The sequence below is a fragment of the Bordetella tumbae genome (genome assembly GCF_965139195.1).
GTDB classification, from domain to species: Bacteria; Pseudomonadota; Gammaproteobacteria; order Burkholderiales; family Burkholderiaceae_B; genus Bordetella_A; species Bordetella_A tumbae.
Map to the genome: position 1 here is coordinate 87,600 of NZ_CBCSJH010000006.1, position 25,661 is coordinate 113,260.

The 25,661-nt window shown below is 59.0% G+C and carries 27 protein-coding genes; 9 read left to right on the top strand and 18 right to left on the bottom strand.

All coding sequences use genetic code 11. The annotated features are described in order from the left end of the window. Positions 1-39 precede the first annotated feature (39 nt). Both ACNA0J_RS09520 and ACNA0J_RS09525 read right to left on the bottom strand, forming a co-directional pair. Positions 40-252 (bottom strand): AlpA family transcriptional regulator, encoded by a 213-nt coding sequence (locus ACNA0J_RS09520; protein ID WP_003090093.1) that lies wholly within the window; start codon positions 250-252, stop codon positions 40-42. Positions 253-370: 118 nt separating this feature from the next. After that, positions 371-1,117 (bottom strand): hypothetical protein, encoded by a 747-nt coding sequence (locus ACNA0J_RS09525; RefSeq protein ID WP_003120040.1) that lies wholly within the window; start codon positions 1,115-1,117, stop codon positions 371-373. 450 nt (positions 1,118-1,567) lie between these two features. Here ACNA0J_RS09525 and ACNA0J_RS09530 point away from each other — a divergent pair, with 450 nt between their 5' ends. Continuing rightward, complete coding sequence (locus ACNA0J_RS09530) at positions 1,568-2,068, top strand: DUF305 domain-containing protein (protein WP_003098996.1); 501 nt, start codon at positions 1,568-1,570, stop codon at positions 2,066-2,068. 548 nt (positions 2,069-2,616) lie between these two features. Here the strand turns inward: ACNA0J_RS09530 and ACNA0J_RS09535 are convergent. The 5 genes from ACNA0J_RS09535 to ACNA0J_RS09555 all read right to left on the bottom strand — a co-directional run bounded on the left by ACNA0J_RS09535 (position 2,617) and on the right by ACNA0J_RS09555 (position 7,412). Further along, a complete protein-coding gene (locus ACNA0J_RS09535) occupies positions 2,617-3,357 on the bottom strand; it encodes a phosphotransferase (RefSeq protein WP_415818657.1) in 741 nt (246 codons plus the stop codon). Between the two features lie 84 nt (positions 3,358-3,441). Further along, positions 3,442-4,347 (bottom strand): 3-hydroxyacyl-CoA dehydrogenase, encoded by a 906-nt coding sequence (locus tag ACNA0J_RS09540; protein ID WP_415818659.1) that lies wholly within the window; start codon positions 4,345-4,347, stop codon positions 3,442-3,444. A gap of 116 nt (positions 4,348-4,463) precedes the next feature. Then, the gene (locus ACNA0J_RS09545; RefSeq protein WP_415818661.1) at positions 4,464-5,450 is read right to left on the bottom strand and encodes a Bug family tripartite tricarboxylate transporter substrate binding protein; all 987 of its coding nucleotides are present in this window, start codon (positions 5,448-5,450) and stop codon (positions 4,464-4,466) included. A gap of 56 nt (positions 5,451-5,506) precedes the next feature. Beyond that, positions 5,507-6,400, bottom strand: a complete 894-nt coding sequence (locus ACNA0J_RS09550) for a TauD/TfdA dioxygenase family protein (protein WP_415818663.1) — start codon at positions 6,398-6,400, stop codon at positions 5,507-5,509. Positions 6,401-6,593: 193 nt separating this feature from the next. After that, positions 6,594-7,412 (bottom strand): IclR family transcriptional regulator, encoded by an 819-nt coding sequence (locus ACNA0J_RS09555; protein ID WP_415818665.1) that lies wholly within the window; start codon positions 7,410-7,412, stop codon positions 6,594-6,596. Between the two features lie 144 nt (positions 7,413-7,556). On the opposite strand from ACNA0J_RS09555, the gene ACNA0J_RS09560 reads away from it, so the two are divergent. Next, a complete protein-coding gene (locus ACNA0J_RS09560; protein ID WP_415818667.1) occupies positions 7,557-8,159 on the top strand; it encodes a hypothetical protein in 603 nt (200 codons plus the stop codon). Positions 8,160-8,209: 50 nt separating this feature from the next. Here the strand turns inward: ACNA0J_RS09560 and ACNA0J_RS09565 are convergent, their stop codons facing one another. From ACNA0J_RS09565 to ACNA0J_RS09575, 3 genes are all read right to left on the bottom strand, one after another. After that, positions 8,210-8,572 (bottom strand): type II toxin-antitoxin system PemK/MazF family toxin, encoded by a 363-nt coding sequence (locus ACNA0J_RS09565; protein ID WP_415818669.1) that lies wholly within the window; start codon positions 8,570-8,572, stop codon positions 8,210-8,212. Further along, positions 8,572-8,826 (bottom strand): AbrB/MazE/SpoVT family DNA-binding domain-containing protein, encoded by a 255-nt coding sequence (locus ACNA0J_RS09570; protein WP_415818671.1) that lies wholly within the window; start codon positions 8,824-8,826, stop codon positions 8,572-8,574. Before ACNA0J_RS09570 ends, ACNA0J_RS09565 begins: the two co-directional genes overlap by 1 nt. A 193-nt stretch (positions 8,827-9,019) precedes the next feature. After that, positions 9,020-9,898 (bottom strand): LysR family transcriptional regulator, encoded by an 879-nt coding sequence (locus tag ACNA0J_RS09575; protein WP_415818673.1) that lies wholly within the window; start codon positions 9,896-9,898, stop codon positions 9,020-9,022. Between the two features lie 162 nt (positions 9,899-10,060). Here ACNA0J_RS09575 and ACNA0J_RS09580 point away from each other — a divergent pair, with 162 nt between their 5' ends. Next, positions 10,061-11,305: an alpha-hydroxy acid oxidase gene (locus ACNA0J_RS09580; protein WP_415818675.1), complete on the top strand. Its 1,245-nt coding sequence runs from the start codon at positions 10,061-10,063 to the stop codon at positions 11,303-11,305. A gap of 18 nt (positions 11,306-11,323) precedes the next feature. Here the strand turns inward: ACNA0J_RS09580 and ACNA0J_RS09585 are convergent, their stop codons facing one another. Beyond that, on the bottom strand, positions 11,324-12,598 hold the full coding sequence (locus ACNA0J_RS09585) for an MFS transporter (RefSeq protein ID WP_415818677.1): 1,275 nt from the start codon (positions 12,596-12,598) through the stop codon (positions 11,324-11,326). Positions 12,599-12,864: 266 nt separating this feature from the next. Here ACNA0J_RS09585 and ACNA0J_RS09590 point away from each other — a divergent pair, with 266 nt between their 5' ends. Further along, a complete protein-coding gene (locus tag ACNA0J_RS09590; RefSeq protein ID WP_415818679.1) occupies positions 12,865-14,091 on the top strand; it encodes an isochorismate synthase in 1,227 nt (408 codons plus the stop codon). Here the strand turns inward: ACNA0J_RS09590 and ACNA0J_RS09595 are convergent. The 5 genes from ACNA0J_RS09595 to ACNA0J_RS09615 form a co-directional block, all read right to left on the bottom strand. Further along, entirely contained in the window at positions 14,084-15,061 is a 978-nt protein-coding gene (locus tag ACNA0J_RS09595; RefSeq protein ID WP_415818681.1) for a Bug family tripartite tricarboxylate transporter substrate binding protein, read from the bottom strand. The two genes, ACNA0J_RS09590 and ACNA0J_RS09595, sit on opposite strands and share 8 nt — an antisense overlap. Before the next feature lie 116 nt (positions 15,062-15,177). Further along, positions 15,178-16,020, bottom strand: coding sequence for an SDR family NAD(P)-dependent oxidoreductase (locus ACNA0J_RS09600; protein WP_415818683.1), 843 nt, complete (start codon positions 16,018-16,020; stop codon positions 15,178-15,180). Between the two features lie 43 nt (positions 16,021-16,063). Continuing rightward, positions 16,064-16,849: a citryl-CoA lyase gene (locus tag ACNA0J_RS09605; protein WP_415818685.1), complete on the bottom strand. Its 786-nt coding sequence runs from the start codon at positions 16,847-16,849 to the stop codon at positions 16,064-16,066. Continuing rightward, positions 16,846-18,351: a class I adenylate-forming enzyme family protein gene (locus tag ACNA0J_RS09610; RefSeq protein WP_415818687.1), complete on the bottom strand. Its 1,506-nt coding sequence runs from the start codon at positions 18,349-18,351 to the stop codon at positions 16,846-16,848. Before ACNA0J_RS09610 ends, ACNA0J_RS09605 begins: the two co-directional genes overlap by 4 nt. An 18-nt stretch (positions 18,352-18,369) precedes the next feature. Continuing rightward, the gene (locus ACNA0J_RS09615; protein WP_415818688.1) at positions 18,370-19,359 is read right to left on the bottom strand and encodes a Bug family tripartite tricarboxylate transporter substrate binding protein; all 990 of its coding nucleotides are present in this window, start codon (positions 19,357-19,359) and stop codon (positions 18,370-18,372) included. A 104-nt stretch (positions 19,360-19,463) separates the two neighbouring features. Here ACNA0J_RS09615 and ACNA0J_RS09620 point away from each other — a divergent pair, with 104 nt between their 5' ends. Continuing rightward, a complete protein-coding gene (locus ACNA0J_RS09620; RefSeq protein ID WP_415818690.1) occupies positions 19,464-20,216 on the top strand; it encodes an IclR family transcriptional regulator in 753 nt (250 codons plus the stop codon). 3 nt (positions 20,217-20,219) lie between these two features. Here the strand turns inward: ACNA0J_RS09620 and pdxR are convergent, their stop codons facing one another. Then, complete coding sequence (gene pdxR / locus ACNA0J_RS09625) at positions 20,220-21,644, bottom strand: MocR-like pyridoxine biosynthesis transcription factor PdxR (RefSeq protein WP_415818692.1); 1,425 nt, start codon at positions 21,642-21,644, stop codon at positions 20,220-20,222. 90 nt (positions 21,645-21,734) lie between these two features. Between pdxR and ACNA0J_RS09630 the strand changes: the two genes are divergently transcribed. The 4 genes from ACNA0J_RS09630 to ACNA0J_RS09645 all read left to right on the top strand — a co-directional run bounded on the left by ACNA0J_RS09630 (position 21,735) and on the right by ACNA0J_RS09645 (position 24,219). After that, complete coding sequence (locus tag ACNA0J_RS09630) at positions 21,735-22,166, top strand: GNAT family N-acetyltransferase (RefSeq protein WP_415818694.1); 432 nt, start codon at positions 21,735-21,737, stop codon at positions 22,164-22,166. A gap of 49 nt (positions 22,167-22,215) precedes the next feature. After that, positions 22,216-22,647, top strand: coding sequence for a carboxymuconolactone decarboxylase family protein (locus ACNA0J_RS09635; protein ID WP_415818696.1), 432 nt, complete (start codon positions 22,216-22,218; stop codon positions 22,645-22,647). Beyond that, positions 22,644-23,249 carry an FMN-dependent NADH-azoreductase gene (locus tag ACNA0J_RS09640; RefSeq protein ID WP_415818698.1) on the top strand — a complete coding sequence of 202 codons (606 nt, stop codon included), beginning with the start codon at positions 22,644-22,646 and terminating at the stop codon, positions 23,247-23,249. Before ACNA0J_RS09635 ends, ACNA0J_RS09640 begins: the two co-directional genes overlap by 4 nt. Positions 23,250-23,319: 70 nt before the next feature. Then, positions 23,320-24,219 carry a DMT family transporter gene (locus ACNA0J_RS09645; RefSeq protein ID WP_415818700.1) on the top strand — a complete coding sequence of 300 codons (900 nt, stop codon included), beginning with the start codon at positions 23,320-23,322 and terminating at the stop codon, positions 24,217-24,219. Positions 24,220-24,242: 23 nt separating this feature from the next. Here ACNA0J_RS09645 and ACNA0J_RS09650 read toward each other — a convergent pair whose 3' ends face one another. Next, positions 24,243-25,634 carry a GntP family permease gene (locus tag ACNA0J_RS09650; protein ID WP_415818702.1) on the bottom strand — a complete coding sequence of 464 codons (1,392 nt, stop codon included), beginning with the start codon at positions 25,632-25,634 and terminating at the stop codon, positions 24,243-24,245. Between the last annotated feature and the right edge of the window lie 27 nt (positions 25,635-25,661).

The following is a 25,661-nucleotide window of genomic DNA, read 5'->3' on the forward strand; positions in this document are numbered from 1 at the left end:
GCTCTCCGGCTGGGAATGGGAAGTCCGCGGGAGAGCGGGTCAGGTCCGGTGGTTGAGGCGCTCGGCGATCCACTGGTCGATTTCGATCGAATCCCAGCCGACAGCGCGCACGCCCAGGCGCAGCGCCTGAGGGAACTGGCGCTTCTTCATCAGGTTGTAGATGTGGGCGCGTTTGAAGCCGGACTTCGCTTCGACTTCATCGAGCCGCAGGATGCGGCGCTCGTTCGGCGGGAGTACAGGGGTCTGCGACATGGCGGTCACTCCTGAACGCTCGGTGGCGTTTGTTGGCGTGACCTCTATTCAATAGACCTGGCTGCGGAAAGACATTGCAAATGCAATCTCCGCGATTGCACATACAAGCTGGATAACCTCATGCGCTTGCGCTACGAACGTACCTCTTAGCGTTGGCGAACTTTCCGTTTAAGGTGCGCTCAGTGATGCCCATGGTGCCGCCGTAGTGGGCGACCAATGCAGAGACAAGGGCCTCCTGCGTTTTGAAGCTGGAATAGGGCACGCCTGAAGGCGACTGGCTCAGCATCAGCGTCAACATCCCTCCAATGATGTTGAGATAGGTCGTTTCCGCCCGTTCGCTGATCTCGCATTGCTTGGATGCCAACAGCACCGAGGATTGCTTGAGTAGCGTGTCGTGCTGCTCCTGCAGTTCTCGCATCTCACGTCGGGCTTGTTCAAGCGCGGCCTGAAGGGCCAGCCGCTCCACGAGGATCGCCTGTCCTGTTTCCATGGTGATGAAAGGATGCGCCATGCGTTCGCCACGGCTGAACAGAAATCCTGGCCGGTGCTCGGGATAGTGGGTGCGCATCCAGCGTTTTAGATCGACATGGCGAACAGTCAGATCCAGAGAATTGAGCAGCTTCGGATCATTGAGCGTGATCCCGTTCTTGCCGTAGGGCAGCTCTCCGTTGAGGATGCCGTCATAGATACGTTCCGAGTGCAGCCGGCACTCATTCCATCGAGGGCAGTTCAGCGACCGAGGCAGGACACGCGGTGACGCGATCGTGGCCAGGATCATCGGGAGATACCGCAGCAACCCAGCCCATCGGATGGCCGCCTCGATGGGACGATAGAACACCTTTGATGTTGAAATGTCCTTGTGCATGTCTTCGTCTCCTTTCGGGTGCGCTACATCACCGGCTCCTTTCTTGCCCAAGGGCTGTTGTGTCGTTATGGCCTGCGACGGACGCTTGAGGCGATGCCCTAAGCGAAGGCGGAGGAGGCCATTGGCGTCCGCCGCAGGTGGCCTTGTCTTGCTTGATATGCAAGAATCGATCAGTTGCCGGCCCATCGAGCGATGAGGACGCAAGCTCGATATTGGCGCTCACGGTACCAGCGTCATAGGTGGCGCAAAGCCCATCAAGACCGATTTGGTATAGTCTGATATCCAGACGGTTCAAGACCAGCGAGTTGAAGCGTTCGACGCCCCTACGTCCAGTTGGTGACTGGAAATCAGCGGTTAGTGATGCATCGCTCCACATGCTGATATATCGACAAAGTATCTGCCGCAGTACCAGTGACCCTGCCAGGTTGCCCCAGCACATAGGAGACGGAGATGGCTGAACATTCCCATGAACATCAACATCACACATCCGGTCAGATGGGTAAGCACGGCCGACCATACGCCAAGTTCTGGGTGAACATGGTGTTGGGCCTCGTCGTCATGTACTTCGTAATGTTCAGCATGATCGACGGCGCCAGGGACTTCAGAAACAATCTCAACATGCTCTACATGGCGGTCACTATGTGGGCGCCAATGGGCATCTTCATGCTAGCGACAATGCCCGGCATGTTTCCAAACCGGCGGCTCAATCTCGTGCTGTACGGCTTGTTTGCCGTTCTCACACTCGGTTCTTTTGCCGCTACCCGTGCTCAAACCGGAATCGGCGATCGACAGTTCATCGCGTCTATGGTCCCGCACCATTCGGGAGCGATCCTCATGTGCCGCGAGGCGCAGCTCTCAGATCCGGAACTCGTCAACCTATGCCAAGCGATTTCCGATGGCCAGCGCGCGGAGATCGAGCAGATGAACCGGATTGCTGCACGCCTTCGTTGAGGCTGGCTGCCACTACACTGGCGCCGCGTTGCGCTCCGGCGAAGTTAGCCGCAGCGATGTAAAGATGAGTACTTGCGGTGTTCCGATGCCGGCGGTTGTGTCCTACAGCCGTCCAGGTGCCAGGCAGTCCACGCGACACCACCCCGCGCTGCCTGCGGAGCGAGCGCAAGTCATGATCGTCGCAAGTTGGAGTTCGATAGCGAACCCGCTCAGCAGCTGGACGCATCAGGCGTAACGACGGGTGGATGGATCATCCTTGGACGCTGGTGGAAGTGGTTGGATGAACTTTGTTGCCGAGGGCGAAAAACAAGGCTATAATTGAGTTCTTCGCTGATCACCACAGTGGAGAAAGTGATTGGGAAACAGAGACTTAGCGCTCTAGTGCATGACTCGTCTCCCGCTCCAGATTCTCAAAAAGCCCAAACTTCGGTTTGGGCTTTTTCTTTGCTGCTGAATATTCGCTGCACTGGCGCTGTAACACCTCCACAGCATGCGCAACGCATGCTGCCATCGCACGGCAGCCGATGCGGTTCGTTTGACCACATCGCTCAGCCTCTGTCCCAGAGCTCCCGGTAAAACTGAATCCGCGTCATATCTGGTTCAATGCCATAGGTCGAGAAGAAAAGCTCGTCGTAGCTGCGTCCAAAATTAACCTCCCAACTGATGCTATAGGTAGCAATAGCCAAGTCAGCCCAACGATCTGCAACGCCCAGCCTGGAAAGGTCAACGTGAGCGGAAAATCCGCCTTCGCTATTCAGCAGTGCATTCGGCACACACGGATCGCCATGGCAAACCACCAAACGCTCAGGCTCCGGCACCCGCTCGGTTGACCCAAACCATGTGCTGCGATATGGGCAACTGTGCACTGGCAACGCATCATGGAATCGCCGTAAGCCTGTCGCAATGGCGCGCACCGCGACTTCCGCTTTATCGCGCCACCGCGGGTCGACGGCTGGTATCGCGTCAATGGCCTCAGTGACCAGCCAGGCGGCGCCATCAACCTCGCCACAATCAACAACACGGGGAACCGCAACGAATTGGCCCGCCCAGCGTAGCTTCTCTGACTCCATGACGAGGTTTACATCCGCCCGCTCGGCCGGACTCAAGCCAACCGAAGGCTGCCACTTGATGTAGCGTGCTCCCTGTTCGCCGTGACAACGAAACGTCAGGCCGCCTAATTCATTACGCCATACAACCTCGACCGAATCCGTTCCGGCAAGGTCCAAAACCTTGCTCGGAATAGTGACGTCGCCAGCCGGAACGCCTGCCGCTACTCGTTCATGACTCATTTCGTCTCACTACCGTTGTCTCGATTCATATTATTGAATCACGGCAGTGATCGCTCCACCTGCATTCGCAGATGTATTTATCGCTCAACCGCGCCCAAGTTCCTTGCCAATGGCACGCTTTGCCTCAACGATGCGGCTCAGAAAACGATCACGCCAACGGCGGCGTTCCGGTAAAGCTTGCGCAGGCACGGTCTCACGCATGCGGGCTTCGATGCCGGCAATCAGTGCAGGGCCCCACTCGCGCGGGTCGGCCTGCTCTTTGGCCAATCCGTAGTACATCGGACCGAGATTTTCACAATACTGCGCGACGCCATTTGCCGCATTCAAATCGATGGTCGCAAACGGCCCCATGAAACACCAGCGCAAGCCTAGTCCGTCGGCCATTGCGGCATCTACCTCGCCAGGTGTGCAGATACCGTCCTCCACCAGACGAAAGGCCTCACCGAGCACCGCGCTTTGCAAACGGTTGACCACAAAGCCGTTGATTTCCCGCGTCAGTTGAATCGGGCTCTGGCCAAGTTTGCACATCAAATCATGGACGAAAGTCACCGTCGCTGATGCGGTGGCAGGCGCAGGAACGAGCTCTACCAACGGGATCAGGTGAGGCGGATTGATCGGGTGTGCCACCAAATATCGTTCTGCATTGGCCAACCCTGTCGTAAAACTCGAGGCAGGAAAGCCCGATGTCGAACTGCCAACAATCGTGTTCGCGCCCAACAACGCATCCATTTCCCGGTAGAGCGCTTGCTTGATCGGCAGTCTCTCTGGCGCACTTTCCTGGACATAGTCGGCGCCGGCCAATGCATCCGCCAAATCGACTGCTATCCGGCATCGCGCCGCGTACGACGCATCCGCAGCCGCCACGAAAGCCACTGCTGCCTCAGCCGCCTCAGGCGAACGATCATAAATCGTGACCTCATGCCCGGCGCGGGCAAACACCAATGCCCATGATGAGCCGACCACACCACACCCAACGATCGCTAGTTTCATTCCCAACTCATTTGCAATGACAGATCGGTCTTTGAACGGCCCTCGATCTCAAGAGGCCTGCTAGCGGTTCGCTCTCCATCGAGCAGAGCGAACCTCCAGGGTTGCATGGACCGGACTCAGTTCACGGTGATGTTGCTGTCCTTGATCACCTTGGCCCACTTGGCGATTTCGCTGTCGACGAATTTCCCTAGTTCTTCAGATGTCCCGCCACCGGCCTGGGCACCTTGTTTCTGCAGCGCGTCCTTGACCTCGGGGCTGCGCAGCACGACGTTGGCATCGTCCTGGATTTTTTTGACAATCGCTGGCGGAACGCCGGCGGGCGCGATCAGGCCGCTCCAGGTGTATGCGCTGAAGCCAGGCAGACCGCTTTCGGCCACGGTGGGTGTATCCGGCCAAGATGGATCTCGTTGCGCGGTACCGATCGCCAGCAGTTTCATCTTGCCATTCTTGACTTGCGGCCCTGACGACAACGCGGCATCGAACATCATGTTGCAGGTGCCTCCGATGGTGTCGATAATCGCGGGACCGCTGCCTTTGTATGGGATGTGCGTGAGATGAGTCAGGCCCGACATGGACTTGAACAACTCACCAGCCAAATGCGATGGCGAGCCCGGACCAATCGAACAGTAGTTGGCCTTGTCCGGGTTTTTCTTGGCCCAGGCGATAAAGGACTTGACGTCGCTGTAGGGGGCATCGGCCGGCGCCACCATCAACAAAGGAATCGTCATGCCGAGCACAATAGGCACAAAGTCCTTGACGGGATGATATGGCAGCTTGTCGAACAGGCTGATGTTCACGACATGCGGACCGCTGCCATTCATCAACAGCGTGTAGCCATCGGGCTCGGAACGGGCCGCGGCCTCGTTGCCAATGATGCCCGATGCACCGCCGCGGTTTTCTACCACCACGGGCTGGCCCCAACGCTGAGTCAGGCCCTGCGCCAGCAAGCGGGTCAGGATATCGGTGGAACCGCCAGCGGGATATGGCACGATGATGCGCACAGCGCGATTGGGATAGTCTGCCGCGTCGTCGGCCATGGCCGCCAACGGGGTCGCGGCCACCATCCCAAATAGACAGGTAGCCATCAAGGACCTGATTTTCATAGTGTCTCCTCTTTGTATTTTTTATGCGGGCCTTTCCGGCTCCGCGGCGTGCGGCATCAGGCCGCTGCGCGTTGTTCCCACCGCTCAGGCAGCACGTCATCCAGACCGGATGGTTCAGTCGCCGAAATAGTCGTACGCACGATGGATCGCAATTGATCGGGCCCCCAGGGCCTGCCACGATGCATGGTGGCGCGGTTATCCCACATGACGACATCACCCGGCCGCCAGCTATGCACGTAGGTATAGGCAGGCTCTGTGGCACGCTCGATCAGATGGGCCAGCATATCGGCGCCGTCCTGGTCACCCATCCCCTCGACGGCGCCCGCATGCGATGCCAGGTACAGTGAACGGCGGCCATTGACCGGATTACGCCAAGTCATACGGCGACGCACAGCCGGCAAGGCGGCATGCTCTTCGGGCGTCATCATGGCCCGATCGATTTTGTTGCGCGATGTGGCGTAGCTATGGATCACCACGGCATCGCGCAGCGCGGCCTGCTCGGCCGGACTCAACCGTTCCCAGGCAGCGCGAGTCGAGGTGAACTCGGTTTCACCGCCCTGCTCGGGAATGACGCGCGCCGACAGTACGGATGCCACGGCCGGCACCTGCTTGAATGAGCTGTCGGTATGCCAGAGTTGGTTGGCACGCGCGATGATCAGCGCCTTGTCGCTAGGCGGCACGATCTTTCCGTCCTGACCGATATTGTTCATCCGCGAATAGAACGTGCCATGCCCGGCCGATCCGACCTTGACCAATTCCAAGGGGCCGAACCCGCGCGAGAATGCAGCCTGCACATCATCGGTGATAGGCTGGTCTCGCCAGACCAATACGGAATACTCTTCGAACGCGGCAGACACTTGGGCAAAAACCGCCGCGTCGGATATTGCCTCGATCAAACCCACACCGTGAATTTCGGCGCCGAAGTCTGGATGCAGACGCTCGATACGCATGATGACCCTCCTGCTGACTGGGGACAAAAGCACACTGCGATACGCTTTGAAAAGCTTGCAAGTACTCTATCATCGAGCCCCGGAAAACAGGCCGGAAAGCCGCATTCCGACTGCATTTACATATATGTGAAAATCCTGACGTCGTGCCCCTGTGCCCCAATAAGCGTCCGTTTCTCAAGCGATCGAAGCTGACTCACCCCGCCTGCGTAGGCTTCGCGGCTTCCAATTGAGTGATGCCAGCATGCATCGCCGCAACGACCTCTGCTTCCTTTTCTTCCAACCGTTGCACAGGACCGGAAACTGCCAACGCGAACAGCCGGCCAAAGCGGCGCTCGGGCAACACCATGCAAATCCCCCCTGCCCCCTGCTCCAGCGTGTGCTTGTTGAATACGTAGCCGTCACGGCGCCCCTTTTCGACGTGCAGCATCAGCTCGGCCAATGACGTCTTGCTGGCTCGATCCGGCTCGTGAAAATTGACTCGCCGCACGAGCTCGACGATCTCTTCATCGGTACGCGCACCCAGCATGGCCCAGCCACTGCCCGAACGCGTGATCGGCCTGATCGTGCCGATGGGCACCGCATACCAGATCGGCAGACGCGATGGGATCAGGTAGACATACTGAACATACAAATCACTTTGTGCGGACAGCGTGACAGTTTCCCCGTAGGCCTCGGACAATCGCTGCATCAGGCGCAGCACCTCTTCATTCTGGCCAAACAGCGCGCGTTGCACCCAGTTACCCAGCGACGCCATACGCATGGTCGGCATATAGGTGCGCGAGAAACGGTCGTAGTCCAGGTAGCCCAGCGTCACGAGGCTTTTGAGCAGCGCCGAGGCGCTGGAGGGCGGATAGCCGAAACCCTGCGTGAAATCCTTTAGCGCCATAGGACGCTGCTCGGTCTCGAAGGCCTCAAGTATTTCGAACACCCGCTGCGAGGTTTTGATGGGTTTTTCCGGCATGGCGTAGAGCTCTGCGGCGCATAGGTCGCCGAAAGCATACGCCTTTTTCACCCAGGGTATCCATTCAGGAAACAACGACTTAATGTTCTAATGCAGATCTCGTCTCTCACCCAATTTGAAAGAGGGCCAGACTTCGGTTTAGGCCCTTTGTCTTGTCCGCCGGCGTATCGGTAGGACATTGAAGGACCACAGGCAATGGACATTGCATTATCGTTGTTGTTAGTGATCGTAGTATGGCAGGTGTTGCGCGTGCGTTATCAGCGTACGCACATCATTTTGCTCGGACGGCATTTAGCGAACCTGCAGCTCGAGCGCCACATGGAAACGCTCACGCAAGGGTATGTTCGCGCCATCAAAGCAGACACCGAGGCCCGCCAGCTTCAGGTGCTGGAGACCTTTGCCCCCACCGAGCGTTCCGTGGCCGCGCAGGTACTGTCACTGGCCAAAGCCATGCAACAGGAAAGCCCCCAGGACACTCCCGTATGCATGCTGTCGTTCTGTGTCCCATATATCGAGCGCTTTCTGCCCAGCATGACACGAGATTTTCGCGAACTGCTGCATATTCATGCGGCGGGTTTACGTCATGTCGTGGACAACAACGATGACTGGGATCCCAAAACCCGCGCGTATCACCTCTCGGCAGAGCTGTATCTGTTTCAACACAGCTGCCATTGGTTCTGCAAATCGCGCAATGTCGCAGATGCACGGCTGATGCTGCGGCATCAGGTGAATCATCAGAAGGTACTGGATTCGGTCTCCACCGTGACGCGTTTGGCTTATCAACAATGGCGGAATTAGGTCGTTGCGCCTATCGCAATAGACGATCGCCCTCTGTCCGTACGCATCCCTTAATCACCAATCGAAATGATCTGGTTTAATTGTTCGCACGCGGCCAGGAATACATCCTTGGGCGCGTGCTTCCATGGATGAGGCTTGGCGCCCCTCGCACGCCAATCGAATGATTTGGGTTGATGCGCCAAAACATAACTCGTGACACCCTTTGGACCTTTGAACTTGATCGCAAAAGGGTTGCTATCGTTGTACTCGGCCGTGGTCATAGGCAAACCAATCACGATGCTTGTCCTCTCATTAAATGCCATAGGCGAAAGCACCAGCATGGGATGCATGTTCTTCATCTCTCGACCCACCTGAGGATTGCAGTCGATCCAGATAATGTCGCCACGATCTGGCACCCAGGTGACCTTTACCATCAAAGCACCTCTGCACCGACAGGGCCAATCGCCATCGCTTCGCCACCGTGTTTAGCTGGGTCGAACTTCTCAAGCTTTTCCGCCAAGGTGAGTTTGCGCGGCCCGACTGGCTTCACCGTAACACCGACCTCATCCGTTGCCACCTCGACCTCAAGGCCCGCCTCGAAATGCGCCGAACGCGCGACCGCCGCGGGAATTCGAACGGCCAAACTGTTCCCCCACTGCTGAATCGTAAGTTTTGCGACCTTTGCCATGATGTCCAACCTCCTGTGACGTATTAACGAGTATATACACAACAGCATTACGTATCAACACGTATATACAAATTACATTGATCCCTCAAAAAAGGGCCGATTGACATCTATCTATCATGCATTCGATTTGCTCTCGACGGCATCTTGGCCGTGAAATACTCGCGCCATGACGGCAACGCCGGATGGAAAATTATTACGCCTTTAACTGCCGCGCCGCCGCCACAAAAGACGACTCCACAATATCCAGCAGCCGATGATCCGACTCGGCTTTGCGACGCACCATCGCGAGCTTGCGCACCGGCGCATTCGGCCCCAGGCTCACTTCACGCACGGCGTGCGCATGCAGATGCTCGACGCGTAATCGCGGCAGCACCGACACGCCGACACCGGCGCCAACCATGGCAACTATCGCGTCTATCGACGGCAGATCGATTAAAGGCTGGCGCTGCGGCACGAGCTTTTCCACGAACTGCCCGGCCATGCGGCCCGCGACCATACGGCGGTCAAATCGGAGCCAGGGTTGCTCACGCAAAATCTGAGCAGGCGGTGCAGCCCTCAACCCCTTGGGCACCACGAGCACCAGTTCGTCATTCAGCAATTCCGTCCACAACAGCCGGCTCGATCCGCCGGTAGGCGGCCGGATCAGCACTGCCACATCGATCCTGCCGGCTTTTAGTTCGTCCAGCAAAATCGGCGTCGAACCGCGTTCGATTTGCAGCTCCACCTGCGGCGCGTTGCGCAACAGATCAGCGAACGCCAATGGCAAAAGCGTGGTTTGGGCAGAATCTGTAATGCCCAGCCGAACCAGGCCACCCGGCGCACGGGCTGCATGACTGCGCAACGCCTCGATCTCGGCCATGGCCCGGTCCACTGTACGCACCACCTCGCGAGCAAACGCCGTAGGCTGCACATGACGCCCGGACCTGTCGAACAGCAACTGCCCGAAATAGGCCTCCAACTGCTTCATCTGCAGACTGACGGCGCTGCGCGTCAGGTTGACCTGTTCTGCAGCGGCGGTGAGATTACCGTGCGCAACGACGGCGGACAGCGTGGCCAAGTATTGCAGTTTCATAGTTATCCGAGCCCCAGGCTACCCATAATGCGCGGCGGCAGCCTTTTCCGAGGCAGGTGCGCCATTGTCAAGAATTTCTTACTTATGGAACGACGAATTATCGCCCATTACTTGATTATTTCGCTCTAGCATACGACCTTACTCGCTCATTCCGGAATTTTCATGCAAGACGAACTCCGCCTACAGGACTATCCCATCGCCAGCCACACCTCGCCCAGCAAATCCGCCACAGGCGGATGGCAGGTGCCTAAACGCTTGCAACGCGTGCTGTCTCTGGCGGATTTCGAGGACGCTGCCCGGCGCCATCTGCCCTCGCCTATTTTTGCGTACGTCAGCGGCGGCTGCGAGACCGATCGTGCGCTGCGCGGCAGCGAAGATGCCTTCGCGGACTACGATTGGGTCACCCGGGTATTCATCAGCACCTCGCGCCGCTCGCTGGCTACGACGCTATTCGGCGAACGCTGGGCCGCGCCCATCGGCATCGCACCCATGGGCGTGAGCGCGTTGTCGGCCTACCGGGGCGACCTGATCCAGACCCAGGCCGCCGCGGCAGCGCAGATTCCCGCCATCATGAGCGGATCCTCACTCATCCGCCTCGAAGACATCGCCGCCGCCAATCCAAAAGCGTGGTTTCAAGCCTACGTCCCCGGCGAGCCCGAGCGTATCGACGCCTTGGTGGACCGTGTCGCGGCCGCGGGATTCAAAACGCTCGTCGTCACCGCCGACGTGCCGGTTTCGGGCAATCGCGAGAACAACATCCGCGCACGCTTTTCTACACCGTTGCGCCCGAGCCTGCGTCTGGCCTGGGATGGCATCACCCATCCGCGTTGGCTGTTGGGGACCGCATTCAAGACCATTCTGCGCCATGGCGTGCCGCATTTCGAAAACTCCCACGCCACACGCGGCGCCCCCATCATCGCGTCGAACGTCATGCGCGAATTTGGCGCCCGCGATCATCTGAACTGGACCCACGTCCAACAGATACGTGACCGTTGGAAAGGCCGCCTGGTCATCAAAGGCATTCTTTCCCCGGAAGACGCACAAATGGCACGGCAATATGGCGCCGACGGCATCATTGTCTCGAACCATGGCGGCAGGCAGCTCGATGGTGCGATCGCTCCGTTACGTGCGCTGCCCGATGTAGTGCGTGCATTAGGTCCCGATTATCCCGTCATGATAGATGGCGGCTTTCGTCGAGGCAGCGATGTCCTCATGGCACTGGCCCTGGGCGCAAAATTCGTGTTTGTCGGCCGGCCATTCAATTACGCGGGCGCCGTGGCCGGGCAGGCAGGCGTCACACATGCCATCGGCATTCTCGCTACGGAAATGGCGCGCAACATGGCCCTGCTGGGTGTGCTGAGCCCGTCGGAGCTAGGGCCGCAGCATCTGCGGCAGCGCAGCCGCTGACAATCCACCGGGCCGGGATCAATCCCGGTTTTGCGCATCCTCAAATCGATTGACGGTGCGCAACGGCGGGAATAGATAACTCCACAGCCCCACTACGCCCAAGGTACAAAGACCGCCCGCTATCGCCGCCGGCACAGCGCCTATCCAGGCCGCGCTGGCGCCGGCGCGAAACTCGCCCAACTCATTGGACGAACCGATAAACAGCATATTGACTGCGTTGACCCGGCCCCGCATTGCATCGGGCGTCGCAAACTGAAGTAGCGCACCCCGCACATACACACTCACCATATCGGCCGCGCCCGCGACAGCCAACGCCAGGCACGACAGCCACATCCAGTGCGATAACGCGAACACCAGATTGGCAATGCCGAACACTGCCACCGCGATCAACATGCGTTGGCCTACCTTGGCGTTAAAGGGGAACATGCTGAGGCAAATACCCGCAGCCACCTCGCCGACTGCAGCAGAACTGCGTAACAGGCCCAGCCCCTGCGGCCCCACCTGCAGAACTTCGTGAGCATAAATAGGCAACAGCGCCACCACCCCACCCAGCAGAACGGCAAACAGATCCAGGGAAATCGTCCCCAGAATCATGGGACGGCGGAAAATAAAGCGGATGCCGATACCAAAACGCTGCCAGATATTGGTGCTGCCCGCCTGCGACGTAGCGGCCCTACCCTGGTCGGCCGTCGAATACAAAACACGCACTTTTTGCAGTAGCAATGCCCCCGCAGCAAACGCCACCATGCAGATGGGATACGTCGCGTGGCTACCGCCCGCGCCGTACAACAAACCACCCAGCATGGGAGCACCGATCGCTGCACTGCGCATCACCATGGTGTTCGTGGCGATCGCCTGGGGCAATTGTTCGCGCGTGACTAATTGGGGCAGCAAGCTTTGCATGGCCGGCCCGGAGAACGCGCGCGAAGCGCCGAACAACACCAGCACTGCATAAATATTCGAGACGTCCTCGTGTCCATGATCCGACAGCCACCACAGCAAGGCGCTGCACACTGCGCCTACCCCCCAGCTCACTCCCAGAATGTGTTTGCGCGGCAATCGATCAATGAGGTCTCCTGCTGGCAGCAACAAGAACAGCATGGGCAGGAACTGGGCCAACCCCACATAGGCCAACGCCATAGGTTCGCGCGTTAAATCGTAAACCTGCCAAGCCACCACCACTGCCTGTACTTGCGTAGCAACCATGGCCAATACGCGAGCGAGTAGAAACGACAGGAAACCGGAGGGCTGATGAAATAGCGCAGAGCGGCTAGAGGGAGACGGGGCAGACATAAAGTCGAAAAGAAGAACGGCGCCGGATACGGCAGTTGTCTTCTGGGTAAATCACACAAGAGAGGGGACGCCAGTGCCGTATTATGCCAGGTCTTATATAAGACTGTCAGGAATGATTGAGCGGCGTGGGGGCTCTCCCTACCGTCATTTTTCTGATACCGTCACGGCCTGGGTTTTTTGCCACTGGGCCGCATCAAAGCCCCCCATCCTCGGGCGCCGAGCCGCGATTGCAGCACGCAGGCATTTTTTGGAAGTGAGACACAGTAATGCACAAGGAACCAGCCTCAAAATGGCTGCTCGACAGCTTTAGCATCGGCGATATTTTTTTCGCATCCCCGACGACCCAATTCAGAGCGCGCCAAGGATCCGATACGCTGACCGCCTATCAGCCCGCCACGTCCGCGGCCGTCAAGGCACTGTTTGCACAGGCCGAACAGCAGCACATCAACGATCCGATCATGTTTGGATTGGTGCCGTTTAACGCCGCCAATCCCGCCAGCCTGACGATTCCCGCGCAATATCAACAAGCGGCAGTGCCTGAGCGCGAGGCCCCTCATCACGCCTATGCGGCCGCCCAACAGACTGGCACTGCGGCGACTGTCTCTAACCGCCCCAAGGTTGTCGACCGTCAACCCGTGCCCGCACCCGAGGCCTATGGCGATATGGTCCGCAAGGCCCTGAAGCTGTTTGCCCAAGGCGATGTCAAGAAAATCGTGTTGTCGCGCGCGATGGACGTCACGCTGGATCGGCCGGTGGACTATGAGCGCCTCTTACCCGATCTGCTGGCGCGCAACGCACATGGCTATACCTTTGCCATCCCCGCATGGGGATTGAGCGACCGGGACTCACATCAGGACAACACGCCGACGGGCACACCCAGCGGCACCATGGTCGGCGCCAGTCCTGAATTGCTGGTCCGGCGCGAAGGCAATCGCATTCATGTGAATCCGCTGGCTGGCTCTATCGGCCGCCACTCCGACCCGGACACAGATCGCGCCCGCAAGGAACGCTTGGCAATCTCAGAAAAAGATCTGCGCGAGCACAGCTATGTCGTGAACGATATCGTCCGCATTCTGCGCACGTATTGCGATGAACTGGACGTACCCGACGGCCCTTCTGTCATCGGCACCGACGCCTTGTGGCACCTGTCGACCTACATCACCGGTACATTGCGCGACCCCGAAGTCACGGCGCTGGACCTGTCGTGCGCACTGCATCCCACACCGGCAATCTGCGGGCATCCTACCGATGTGGCTTTTGGCCATATCCGTGACCTGGAGCCCTTCGAACGAGGCTATTTTGCAGGGCTGGTGGGCTGGCAGCGCGCCAACGGCGACGGAGAGTGGGCGCTGACCCTGCGCTGCGCCCTGCAAACCGGCGACCGCAACCTGCGTCTGTACGCGGGTGCGGGCACCGTGGCCGGCTCGGATCCCGATAGTGAAATCGCCGAAACGGCCACCAAGATGGAAACGTTTATGCGCGCAATCAGTTGACGGTCAGGTTCAGGCGCTTGATCAAGGGTTCCCAGCGCTTGAACTCGTCATCCATGTATTGACGGAACGCGTCAGGACCATCCGCTGCGGGCTCCATGTACTGGGAGGCCAGGCGCTGTTGCACCGAGGGCGTCTTGATGGCGCCCATCAAGGCATCCTCCAGCTTTTTCTCGATATCGGCGGGAACGCCCGCAGGCGCCACGAAACCTATCCAGCCAGACCCTTCGATGCCCGGGACACCGAGTTCCTCGATCGTCGGCGTATCAGGCAAGAAACTCAAACGCTTTTTGGAAACGGCAGCCAATGCCCGCAGACGGCCATCTTTGATCATGGCCATCACTGCAATGGGCGGCAATGCCGCAAAATCGGTATCGCCCGATAGCAATGAGGTCACCGCCGCCGGCGACGACGCATAAGGCACATGCACGGCCTTGCCGCCCGTACGCTCGAGCAGCAGCTCAACCGACAGATGCGAGACGGTGCCTGCCCCGGTCGACGGGAAGTTATAGGGTTTTGCCTGGGACTTCATGGCCTTCAACAAGTCATCGAACGACTTGATGGGCGAGTTGGCAGGCACCACCAGGATATTGTGTTGATGCACGCCCAGCGTCAGCGGATCAATGTCCTTTTTCGGGTCATACGGCAGGTCGCTGTACAGCACGGTATTGTTGACCAGCGGCCCCGTGATGGAAACACCGAAGGTATAGCCATCCGGTTTCGCCTTGGCGATGGCAGCCGTGCCCAGGTTACCGCTGGCGCCCGGCTTGTTTTGCACCACAATCGGCTGGCCCAGGGTCTCGCTGACCTGCTCGGCAATCACCCGCGCCATGGTGTCCGGGCTCGACCCCGGGCCGAACGGCACAATCAACGTCAGGGGCTTGGACGGCCAATCAGCGGCCGCGTGAGCGGTATTCGCCACAACCGCCAGCGGCAAAACCGCCATGAGGGTGGCCCGTAAAAGTTTGCGCATGAGCTTGTCTCTCCGTGCAGTCGTTCTAGGATTCTGAGGTGGCCGAGTTTAACTCGGACTGCGAAATGACTCGCAGCGAAAAACCGGTCCTGGAACCACTCGCACCACAAGCAGCATCACACATATTTTCCGATCAATCCGCCATCAACCACCAGTTCCGTCCCCGTGATGTAGCTGGCTTCATCCGAAGCCAGGAACGCCACGGCGTTGGCGATTTCCCAGGGCGTGCCCATCCGTCCCATCGGCACCTGACGATCCCGCGCGGCTTTGGCTTGCTCGAAATCATCGGCCGAGAACATTTTTGCCACAGTGTTGCGCACGCGCGGCGTATCGATCAAACCGGGTACGACCGTGTTGGCACGTATGCCTTGGCCGGCGTATTGCTGAGCGATCATGCGGGCAAAATGAATGATCGCGGCTTTGGTGACGTTGTAGGCGAGATGCGGATAGCCCAGGTAGCGCAGGCCAGCCACCGATGACACGGTGATGAGTGCGCCACCGCCCTGCGCGGACATAATGGGCAGCACCAGACGACTGGCAATCAGCAGACTGTCGACGTTGACTTTCTGGATGCGCTCCCAATCGGTCATATCGATGTCTTCGGGGCCGCCGACTTTGCCTATGCCAGCGTTCGCCTGCAGGATATCGATCCGGCCATAGGCAGACATGACTGCCTGTACGGCTTGCTCCATCGCAGCAGCGTCGGCGACATCGGCCTGCAAAGCCAACCCTTGCGCGCCCAATGCCTGTAGGGCAGATAATGCATCCCGGGCCGCATCGAGATTGGCATCCAGTACACACACCGTGGCCCCATGGCGAGCCAAGGTGACGCAACACGCCTTGCCTATACTCCACCCAGGCCCGCTGGAGCCGCCTCCCGATACCAGTGCGACTTTACCGGCCAGTCTTGCGCTCGCGGCAGGCAGCACCGCCTGCAGATAATCGAGATCTGTGGTCATGCTGCGCTCCGCGAGTCCGGCATGGCGCCGATGACATTCATGCTCAACGCTCCGTTTGATGATGCGCCGATTTGCCCGCTCCTACATACGGGATCTCACGGTCTATCGTTTCCCAGATAAAACGCCCGGCGGGGTCCTGCTGTTCTTCGGCGATATGCGATACCAGACCCGCTGCCCGCGAGATCACCGCAAAACCACGCATCAGCTGGGTGGGAATACCCAGCTCACCCAACAATGCGGCCACGGCCCCCGTCGCGTTGATGGTGATATGCCGACCGTAGATCTCGTCGACGGTGCGAGCGAGCAGTTCCAATGCAGCAACCCATTTCCCTTGCAAATCCGGCTCAGCCTTTGCCAAGGCCAGCAGCTTGAGAGCACGCGGATCATCAGGCTTGTGCAGGTGGTGGCCGAATCCCGGCAAGGGTTTTTTAGTATCTCGATGCGCCTGCACGATCTCGCGCGCCAGGGCCTCGGCATCGTCAGCCTTGAGAATCCGATCGAGCAGCACAGAACAGTTTTCCATGGTGCCGACAAAACTGCTGCCGACCGCCATCAAGCCTGCAGCCACGGCGCCTTGCAGATTTTCCGGTGCGCTCATGTACACCACGCGTGTTGCGATCGCACTGGGCGTTAGCCCATGTTCCATCAACGTGATCAACACGGCATCGACAATGCGCAAGTCCACCGGCCGCGCATCGCGGCCCATGATTTGTGAAAACATCACTTCGGAGAATGTCTTCTTGCCAATCAAATCCTCGACCAGATCGGCATCACGGTACGACATGCCCTCGAGGTGATGGGCGCATAGATGGGTAACGGGACGGTTCATACTGCCTCCTTGAGCACGGAATCTCGAACAATGTTTTTGAGGACCTTGCCGACCGGTGAACGTGGCAGGCTATCGATCACATGAATGCGTTTGGGCGTGTGCACCGGGCCGAGCCGATCGCGGACGAATGCCATCAGTTCTTGTGAATCAACCGAGAGGCCGGGATGAAACTGCACAGCAGCCTGCACGGCCTCGCCCCACTTATCATCTGGAATGCCAAACACCGAGCATTCATAGACCGCGGGATGTTGCGCCAACGCGTTCTCGACATCGATGGGATACACGTTGAAGCCGCCCGTGATGATCACGTCGCGCAAGCGGTCTTTGATATATAAATAGCCACGCTCGTCGACGACTCCCACGTCGCCCGTATGCAGCCAACCATCGACAAGTGTCTCTGCCGTTTTTTCCGGCAATCGCCAATACCCCGTCATCACGAGATCGCCACGCACGACAACCTCGCCCGGCTGACCCGCTGGTTGAATCCGGCCCTCGGCATTCATGATGGCAAACTCTGAAAACCACGTCGCGCAGCCCACAGATCCCGTATTGACCGAATCCGTAAAATCCTCCGGCGTGATGACCGTCACGATCTGCGGCGACTCGGTCTGGCCATAGGTAGAGCCAATCACTGGACCGAAGAACTCACGGACCTGTTCAAATTTCTCGACGGGCATCGGTGCCCCGCCGTAGATCAGATTACGCAACTTCGGAAAATCCGCGCGCGACACACCAGGTTGCGCCATGATCATGTAGATCAGCGTGGGCGGCATGAACGACAAGGTTCCACCACGCTCGCGAAACGCTGCCGTAATCGTGGCAGGCGAGGACTCATCCAGAAAGACATGCGTGCCGCCTTGTGCCAACACCGGCAACAGATACGTCGAGGTGCCATGTGTCACCGGCGCAGCGACGACGTAGCGATCATCGCTGGTCAATTTCCATGCATGGATCTGATTGACGATCACCGCCGTCCAGGCACGATAGGGTTGCATCACACCTTTGGGCAGTCCCGTCGTACCGCCCGTGAATTTAATCGCTTGAGTAGCGTCGGTGCCAGGCTCACACCGCACCGGTTCTCGGCCCTCGTAGGTCTGCAGCAGGCTGGCGAGCGCGTGTTCACCGGCCTGCGCATCCAGACGGATATGCTCAGTCCGCCCCGCGTCCACCAACGCGTCGCCCGTGCCGTCGGTTATCACGATACTGGGGGCAGTCGCATCCAGAATGCGAACGATCTCCTGCTTGGTGCTGCGATAGTTCAACGGTACCCAGATTTTTCCCGAAGCGATCACAGCAAGCAATGCCACCACATGCTGCGCCGTATTGCCGGCGCAGATAGCGACTCGGCTTTGCGGTGTGGGATCCAGCGTTTGCAACGCCGTGGCCAGCGCCAGCGATTCGCGGCGCAGCCGCTCGTAGGTCCAGGCGCCTTGCGGCGTATCCAATGCGATGCGATCACGAAAGCGAGCGGCGGCCCGCAGAAAAAAATCAATCGGGTACACAAACAGCTCCTGAGTTGGTTATTGCACTTTGAGGCCGGCCGAGGTCACAACCTTGCCCCATTTCGCGATCTCGCTATCGATGAATGCCTGCAAGGTCTCCGGCGTATTGGGTGGCGCAGGCAACACGAATCCGCCGTGTTCATAAGCACTGCGCATCTCGTTACTCGACAGGCCTTTGTTGATCGCGGCATTCAGTTTCTCGACGACGGCGGCAGGTGTGCCTGCAGGCGCCACCACCGCAAACCACGACTGCACAGAGAATCCAGACAACCCGGATTCCGCCAAGGTCGGCACGTCGGGCACAAAGGGCACGCGCTCAAGCGACGTCACCCCCAGGACGCGCAGCTTGCCGGCCTGGACTTGCGGTAACGAGGACGGCAGGTTGTCGAACATCGAATTCACCTGCCCGCCCAACAGATCGGCTACCGCCGGTCCGCTGCCTCGATAAGGCACGTGCAAAATATCCGTGCCGGTCGCCATTTTGAAGAGCTCGCACGACAGATGGATAGACGAACCGCTGCCCGACGAAGCGCAGGTCAACTTGCCGGGATGGCTTTTGGCGTAATCGATGTATTCCTGCACCGACTTGATGGGCAAGCTCGGATGCACCACCAGGATGTTCGGAATAGTGGCCAGCAATGCCACAGGTGCGAAGTCTTTCTTGAAATCGTAGTTCAGCTTTTCGTACAGCGTCCGGTTGATCGTGTTCGCGATCGAACCGACGTACAGGGTGTAGCCGTCGGGCTTGGCACGGGATACCACCTCGGCGCCAATGTTGCTGTTCGCCCCGGGACGATTCTCGACAACCACCGCTTGGCCCAGCGAATCCGACAAAGACTTCGCCATCAGGCGCGCCACGATGTCGGTGGCGCCGCCGGCCGCGTAGCCGACGACCAGCGTGATAGGACGCGAGGGATAGTTGTCCGCCGCTTGAGCGGCAGTCGCAAAGCCGATGCCCGCGAGGGCGAGTGCCAGGCACCCGGCAAAACGTCTCATAACAGAATGCATTGCAGTCTCCAATGGGTTGTTTATTATTTGGACAATATGTGTTTGTCCTGTGCGATCTATGATCTGCTCACCGGGATATCTCGCAAAGATGCAGTGTTTGAATAATGAACAAAGACTCGCAAAACAGTAGCCATGGCGCCAGCACCCTGAGACGAGGGCTGCATATTCTGGCGGCACTGCGGCGCGCCCCGGAGGGGCTGGACATCAACGGCATTGCCCGGGCGCTGTCCATGCAGCGCACCAGCGTGTACCGCTACATCTCCGTCCTCGTCGAAGAAGGCTATGCCGTTCGCGATCCGCAAACGGGCCTGTACCGCGCAGCATCGCTCTGGCCGCAATTGGGCGACGAGCAGACACTGTCCGTAGCACGGCTCGCCCCTGCCATGCGGCGCATCAGCGATCACACGGGCGACTCGTCTTTTCTGATCTGCCGTGTGGGTTCCGACTCGTTGTGCCTGCATCGGGAAATCGGCAGCTACCCCGTGCAGGTGTTGGCGGTGACCATCGGCCACCGTCAGCCTTTGGGGGTCGGCGCGGCAGGGCTGGCGTTGCTGGCGGCTTTACCCCCAGACGAGGCGGAAGCCGTCATCCAGCAGAACCGTGAGGCGTTGCGCTCGTACGGAAACATGACCGTGGCGCACATGAGATTGTTGGTCGAGGCTACACGCGATAGAGGATGGGCAACTGTCGGTAATGCAGCCGTATCGGGCGTGCTCGGCGTCGGCGTCGCGTTGCGCGATCGTTCCGGGTACCCGCGATTGGCACTCAGCGTCTCGTGCATTCTCGATCGAATGCCTGCCGCTCGCCAACGCACCATCGCAGAGCTGATTCGCCGTGAAATCGGAGATGCCGTGTGAACCCTATCGCTCGACCACCAGTTCCGCCAATTGTCGAACTGCGGCCTGGGCTGCCTCGGGCGTAGCGAAATTGGCAAACCCCATGATCAATCCCGATAGCGGCGATTTACGCATGCACCATTGACTCAATGCCTGGGCAGCCAGTCCATTGGCCTGCGCCTGCGCTGCGATGTGCTTGTCGTCAAACGCCCCCTGTAAATGCGCCATCACTTGAATGCCTCCGGCCTGCGGCTCGACATATAGCCGATCGCCCAGCGTACGTTGCAGCGCATCGACCACATAGGCGCGTCTTTCGGCATAAAGCGAGCGCATCCTGCGCAGATGCCGCGCAAAATGCCCCTGCTCGATGAAATCGGCGACCATAGCCTGCGGCAGGATGGAGCCTGCGCCCGGCATGTGCTCCACGATGTCCCGGAACCTCTGCACTTGCGCAACCGGCACGACCAGATAGGCCAATCGCAACCCGGGAAACAGCACTTTGCTAAAGGTCCCGGTATAGAGCACCCTGCCCTCGCGATCCAGGCTTTTCAATGCCGGCAATGGACGGCCGTGATAGCGAAACTCACTGTCGTAGTCGTCTTCGATGATCCATGCTCGGCGCTGACTGGCCCATTCCAGCAGTTGCAGCCGACGGGGTAGCGACAACGCCATCCCCATGGGGCTCTGATGAGTCGGTGTCACCACCACAAAACGCGCCTGATCCGCGCGCCGTTTTCCGGTCTCTACGTTCAGCCCCTCGCCATCGACTGTGACGGGCATCAAACGCAAACCGAGCTGCTGTAGACACTGCCGTGCAAAGAGATAACCCGGCTCCTCGTGCCACCCGAGATCTCCGGCTTGCAGCAGGGCGCGATACACCAGTTCCAACGCGCCACGATAGCCGACGGTCACAAACACCTGCTCGTGCGAGCAAGCGATACCGCGGGAAATACCCAAGTAAGTCGCAATGGCGCGCCGCAGAGGCTCGTATCCAGCCGGATCCGGTGTAATCATCGCCGCCGTTTCCAGCGTGCGCAGACTGCGCCCTGCGAGGCGCGCCCAGGTTTTACGTGGAAAGGCATCCAATGCAGGCAACCCCAGCCTGAAGGGCACATCGTCCCCTAGCATCTCCGGGGGACGTGCCGACGCCTGCATGCCAGAGCTGGACACCTTGATGTGAACAGGCTCCGATAGTGTCCCCAATCGCGGCGACACCACCGTACCGGCTGCGCCTCGCGCCACGAAATAACCCTCGGCGACCAGCATTTGATACGCCGTTTCGATGGTTCCACGCGCCAGGTTCAACTCGCTGGCCAGGCTGCGTACCGACGGGACCCGATCGCCAGGCAGCAGCTTGCCTGACTCGATCGCCTCCCGGTATCGCCGATATAGCTGCAAATAAATCGGCAAGCCGTCCGTCCGGCTCAGGCGCAGATCATGCATGTCCATGAATCATGTCCTATTAATTTATTCAAATCTTGCACCTATCTCATAGGCCAAGATTTTCCTAAATTAGAGCCTGCACCACAAGGAAATCCCATGTCCGACATTCATTTGCGTCATCTCGAGAGCGATCACGATTATCAAGCCGGTTTTGAAGTCATGCGGGAGTTACGCCCGCATCTGACCGACGCCCATGCCTTTGCCGCCCAGATACGCCGGCAAGCCGGGCAGGGTTACCGCCTGCTGGCGGCCTGGCGTGGCGAGCAGATTCAAGGGCTGGCAGGCTATCGTCTACAGGAAAACTTGATATACGGACGCTTTCTTTATGTCGATGATCTGATCACCACGGAGAACGCGCGCCGGCATCGCGTGGGCGCGACGCTGATCGATAGCCTGCGCGACGAGGCGCGGCAACAGGGCTGCGCGCATTTTGTGCTGGATACCGGCCTCGCGAATGCGCTGGGACAACGCTTTTATTTCCGCCAAGGCTTGTTGGCCAAAGCGCTGCATTTCTGCCAGCAGCTGTAAATTCTGGTCATCACGGCCTTTTTTTGACTCTCACCCATCGGAGCAATGAATGAGCACACTACGCCTGCCTTATTGGACGCTTTCCCCCGAAGCCTATCAAGGATTCATGGCCACCAAAAAAGCCCTGGAAAAAAGCAGCCTGGGCAAATCACTGATCGAATTGGTCTGGCTGCGCATGTCGCAGATCAACGGCTGCGCATTCTGCCTGGAGATGCATAGCAAATCGCTGCGCGGCGACGGCATCGATACGGCCAAGCTCGACAGCGTTGCGGGATGGCGCGTGAGCGAACGGTTCACGGAGCGTGAACGCGCTGCATTGACATGGACGGAATCGCTCACGCATGTGGATCAGACGCACGCGCCCGATGCAGATTTCGAACCGCTCAAGGCGCACTTCAGCGATGCCGAAATCTCGGATCTATGCTTTGCGATTGCCTTGATGAGCGCATTCAATCGGCTGGCCATCGGAATGCGCCAATGAACATTCTGCATATCGATTGCAGCCCGAGAGCCGCATCACACAGCCGCCGACTGTCCGCAGCGATTGTGGCGCGGTTGCTCGCTGCTCATTCCGATGCACGCGTCACCCGCCGCGATCTCGGACACGATCCGATCCCGCACGCCGAGCCCGATTACGCGACCGCACTGGCCTCGCGCGAAGCATTGGCGATAGGCATAGCCAATGGCGCAACCCGTCTGTCGGAACAGTTGATTCTGGAAATCGAAGACGCGGATGCCCTGGTCATCGGCACGCCGATGAATAACTTCACGGTGCCGTCTGCGCTCAAAGCCTGGATAGACCAGATCGTGCGCATCGGCCGCAGTTTTGCACCATCGGCCACCGGCGAAAAAATCGGTTTGCTGCCGGACCGCCCTGTGTATATCGCCATCGCATCCGGTGGAATTTTCACAGGCGACAACGCCAAGCAACCGGACTTTCTGACGCCATATCTATCCGCAGCGCTGGGATGCGTGGGGTTAAAAAGCGTGCAGTTCCTGTCGCTGCAAGGAACGGCGTTTCGCGCGCCGGAGCAATTGGCCGCAGATCAAGAGGCATTGCTTACCGCATTCAATCCTGCGTGAGTGGCCTTTCCCCCGCAAGATTGTTAATCTCATTGCAGGAGAACACAGCCACTCACATTGGGACAAGACGGTGCCACAGACCGGAAATAAAACCGCAACACCATCGACGTCCTATTGGGTAATCGCCTCGCCCGCGCTTTTTCTCTTGCTCTGGTCCAGCGGATTCGTTTTCCTGAAGGCGGGATTGCAGTATGCCGACCCGCTGACGTTTCTGGCATTGCGTTATGTGTGCGTGGTGGGATTGCTCATCCTCGCGTGTTGTTGGCGCCGGCCGAGCTTTCGATTGACGGCCAACGAATGGGTCAGCCTGATCGGCACCGGCCTATTGATCCAGGCCGGTTATTTTGCGTTTACGTATCTCAGTCTGAAGCTCGGCACGTCCGCCGGAACGATTGCGCTGATCACCTCGCAACAGCCTATTCTGATCGGACTGCTCGCCCCGTGGGTCGCCAAAGAAAGCGTGGGGCTGCGCCGATGGATTGGTCTGATCCTGGGCGTCACCGGCGCAATTGTGGTGATCCTCTCTAAATCGTCCATCGCGCTGACATCGACACTGGGATTGGGATTCGCGCTGTTGGCATTGCTCACGCTGGCGGGTGGCACGCTATGGGAAAAGCGATTTGGCACACAAGCCAATGTGCTGACGGCCAACACCGTGCAGTACAGCGTGGGCCTGGCCGTCACGGCTCCATTGGCATTCTGGCTGGAGCCCATGCAGGTGCAGTGGACGGCCGGTCTGTTTGGATCGCTGGCCTATCTGGTCGTGTGCAACTCGCTGCTGGCGATCTCGCTGCTGCTGGCCATGATCCGGCGCGGTGAGGCATCGCGCGTGTCCGCGCTGTTTTTCCTCGTACCGCCGATGACCGCGATCATTGCATTCGCGGTCTTGCGGGAAACGCTGCCGGCGCTGGCGATTCCTGGCATGGCGCTCGCCGCAGCGGGGATTTATCTGGTGATGAAGCGATCCTGAAGTTCGGCTCTCATCGGATCGCGTCACACCAACGGCGGCAATAGATTCAATAGCAACACCATGATCAGGCCCACTACCGCCACAATCGACTGCACCACCGAAATGGTCTTGGTCGCCTCGCCCATGGTCATGCCAAAGGATTCTTTGACCAGCCAGAACCCAGCATGATTGGCATAGTTGAAAAACAACGAACCGCAGCCGATCGACAAGGCCAGCAACGGCAGATTCAACGCAGGATCGGCGCCAGCCAGTGGCGCCAACAACCCTGCCGCCCCGACAATCCCAACCGTCGCAGACCCCGTGGACACGGACAACAGCATGGAAATGATCCAGCCCAGAATCAGCGGCGACAGTGCGAACTGATGCGTCAGATGCACAATCGCATCCCCGACTTTCGCATCGGTCAGCACTTGCTGGAAAGCCCCGCCGCCGGCGATGATCAACAACACTCCGGCGATAGGCTTCAAGCTCGCAGTCAATGATTTCTGCAGATGCTCCGCGTCGCCACGCCGAGCGTAGACCAGAGCAATGGTGGCAAACAACAAGCCAATCAACATCGCGATCACCGGATTACCCAAGAACGCCGTCACCTGCGCGATGGCCGATGTTTTGGGAAACAGCAATTCACCTAAGGCATGGCACAACATCAATAGGGCTGGCAATAGCGCGGCCAGCAGCCCCAAGCCCAGACCCGGGCGAGACGAGGCATTCGCAGCGGTATCGGTTTGCGGCGAAAACTGCGCAATCAACGACTCGTCCGGACGCACCGTCAACCGAGGCGCGATGAACGCGGCATATAGCGGCCCCGACAGCACGATCGCCGGAATAGCGGCGATAAAACCGTAGATCAACGTCGCGCCCACGCTGGTATTGAGCGTAGCGATCGCCGTCAGCGGGCCAGGATGGGGAGGCACCATGCCGTGCATCGATGCCAACGCTGCGATGACAGGCACGCCGACGTACACATAGGCCGAACCGCGTCGCGTCGACGTTTCCTCGATCTTGCGCGCCACACTGAAAATCAGCGGCAGCAGCACTACCAGGCCGACTTCGAAAAACATCGGGATGCCAATGATGAAAGCCACCAGCGCCATCGCCCAAGGCAGGCCCCGCACCGACGTGCGGTTCAGGATGAAATTCGAAATACTTTCGGTCACGCCCGTATCGGCCAGGACCTTGCCCAGCATGGCGCCCAGAGCGACCACCAGGCCTACCGCGCCCAAGGTTTTACCCGCGCCATTGGTGATGGATTTGACCAGGTGATCAATCGGCATACCGGTCACGAGGCCGACCCCGATGGACACTACCAGCAGCGCCAGCAACGGATGCATCTTGATGCGCGAAACGATCAATGCCACCAGAATCAAAACACTGGCGAGCGCCGTCGCAAGCAGCTGAAAATCACCTGAACTCATGTTGTTCCTATAGAAAACCACGCAGCA

Bases quoted from the DNA above. Each gene is read 5' to 3' on its own strand.
- ACNA0J_RS09520 (WP_003090093.1), bottom strand. From the start codon at position 252: ATGTCGCAGACCCCTGTACTCCCGCCGAACGAGCGCCGCATCCTGCGG.
- ACNA0J_RS09525 (WP_003120040.1), bottom strand. From the start codon at position 1,117: ATGCACAAGGACATTTCAACATCAAAGGTGTTCTATCGTCCCATCGAG.
- ACNA0J_RS09530 (WP_003098996.1), top strand. From the start codon at position 1,568: ATGGCTGAACATTCCCATGAACATCAACATCACACATCCGGTCAGATG.
- ACNA0J_RS09535 (WP_415818657.1), bottom strand. From the start codon at position 3,357: ATGAGTCATGAACGAGTAGCGGCAGGCGTTCCGGCTGGCGACGTCACT.
- ACNA0J_RS09540 (WP_415818659.1), bottom strand. From the start codon at position 4,347: ATGAAACTAGCGATCGTTGGGTGTGGTGTGGTCGGCTCATCATGGGCA.
- ACNA0J_RS09545 (WP_415818661.1), bottom strand. From the start codon at position 5,450: ATGAAAATCAGGTCCTTGATGGCTACCTGTCTATTTGGGATGGTGGCC.
- ACNA0J_RS09550 (WP_415818663.1), bottom strand. From the start codon at position 6,400: ATGCGTATCGAGCGTCTGCATCCAGACTTCGGCGCCGAAATTCACGGT.
- ACNA0J_RS09560 (WP_415818667.1), top strand. From the start codon at position 7,557: ATGGACATTGCATTATCGTTGTTGTTAGTGATCGTAGTATGGCAGGTG.
- ACNA0J_RS09565 (WP_415818669.1), bottom strand. From the start codon at position 8,572: ATGGTAAAGGTCACCTGGGTGCCAGATCGTGGCGACATTATCTGGATC.
- ACNA0J_RS09570 (WP_415818671.1), bottom strand. From the start codon at position 8,826: ATGGCAAAGGTCGCAAAACTTACGATTCAGCAGTGGGGGAACAGTTTG.
- ACNA0J_RS09575 (WP_415818673.1), bottom strand. From the start codon at position 9,898: ATGAAACTGCAATACTTGGCCACGCTGTCCGCCGTCGTTGCGCACGGT.
- ACNA0J_RS09580 (WP_415818675.1), top strand. From the start codon at position 10,061: ATGCAAGACGAACTCCGCCTACAGGACTATCCCATCGCCAGCCACACC.
- ACNA0J_RS09585 (WP_415818677.1), bottom strand. From the start codon at position 12,598: ATGTCTGCCCCGTCTCCCTCTAGCCGCTCTGCGCTATTTCATCAGCCC.
- ACNA0J_RS09590 (WP_415818679.1), top strand. From the start codon at position 12,865: ATGCACAAGGAACCAGCCTCAAAATGGCTGCTCGACAGCTTTAGCATC.
- ACNA0J_RS09595 (WP_415818681.1), bottom strand. From the start codon at position 15,061: ATGCGCAAACTTTTACGGGCCACCCTCATGGCGGTTTTGCCGCTGGCG.
- ACNA0J_RS09600 (WP_415818683.1), bottom strand. From the start codon at position 16,020: ATGACCACAGATCTCGATTATCTGCAGGCGGTGCTGCCTGCCGCGAGC.
- ACNA0J_RS09605 (WP_415818685.1), bottom strand. From the start codon at position 16,849: ATGAACCGTCCCGTTACCCATCTATGCGCCCATCACCTCGAGGGCATG.
- ACNA0J_RS09615 (WP_415818688.1), bottom strand. From the start codon at position 19,359: ATGCATTCTGTTATGAGACGTTTTGCCGGGTGCCTGGCACTCGCCCTC.
- ACNA0J_RS09620 (WP_415818690.1), top strand. From the start codon at position 19,464: ATGAACAAAGACTCGCAAAACAGTAGCCATGGCGCCAGCACCCTGAGA.
- pdxR (WP_415818692.1), bottom strand. From the start codon at position 21,644: ATGGACATGCATGATCTGCGCCTGAGCCGGACGGACGGCTTGCCGATT.
- ACNA0J_RS09630 (WP_415818694.1), top strand. From the start codon at position 21,735: ATGTCCGACATTCATTTGCGTCATCTCGAGAGCGATCACGATTATCAA.
- ACNA0J_RS09635 (WP_415818696.1), top strand. From the start codon at position 22,216: ATGAGCACACTACGCCTGCCTTATTGGACGCTTTCCCCCGAAGCCTAT.
- ACNA0J_RS09640 (WP_415818698.1), top strand. From the start codon at position 22,644: ATGAACATTCTGCATATCGATTGCAGCCCGAGAGCCGCATCACACAGC.
- ACNA0J_RS09650 (WP_415818702.1), bottom strand. From the start codon at position 25,634: ATGAGTTCAGGTGATTTTCAGCTGCTTGCGACGGCGCTCGCCAGTGTT.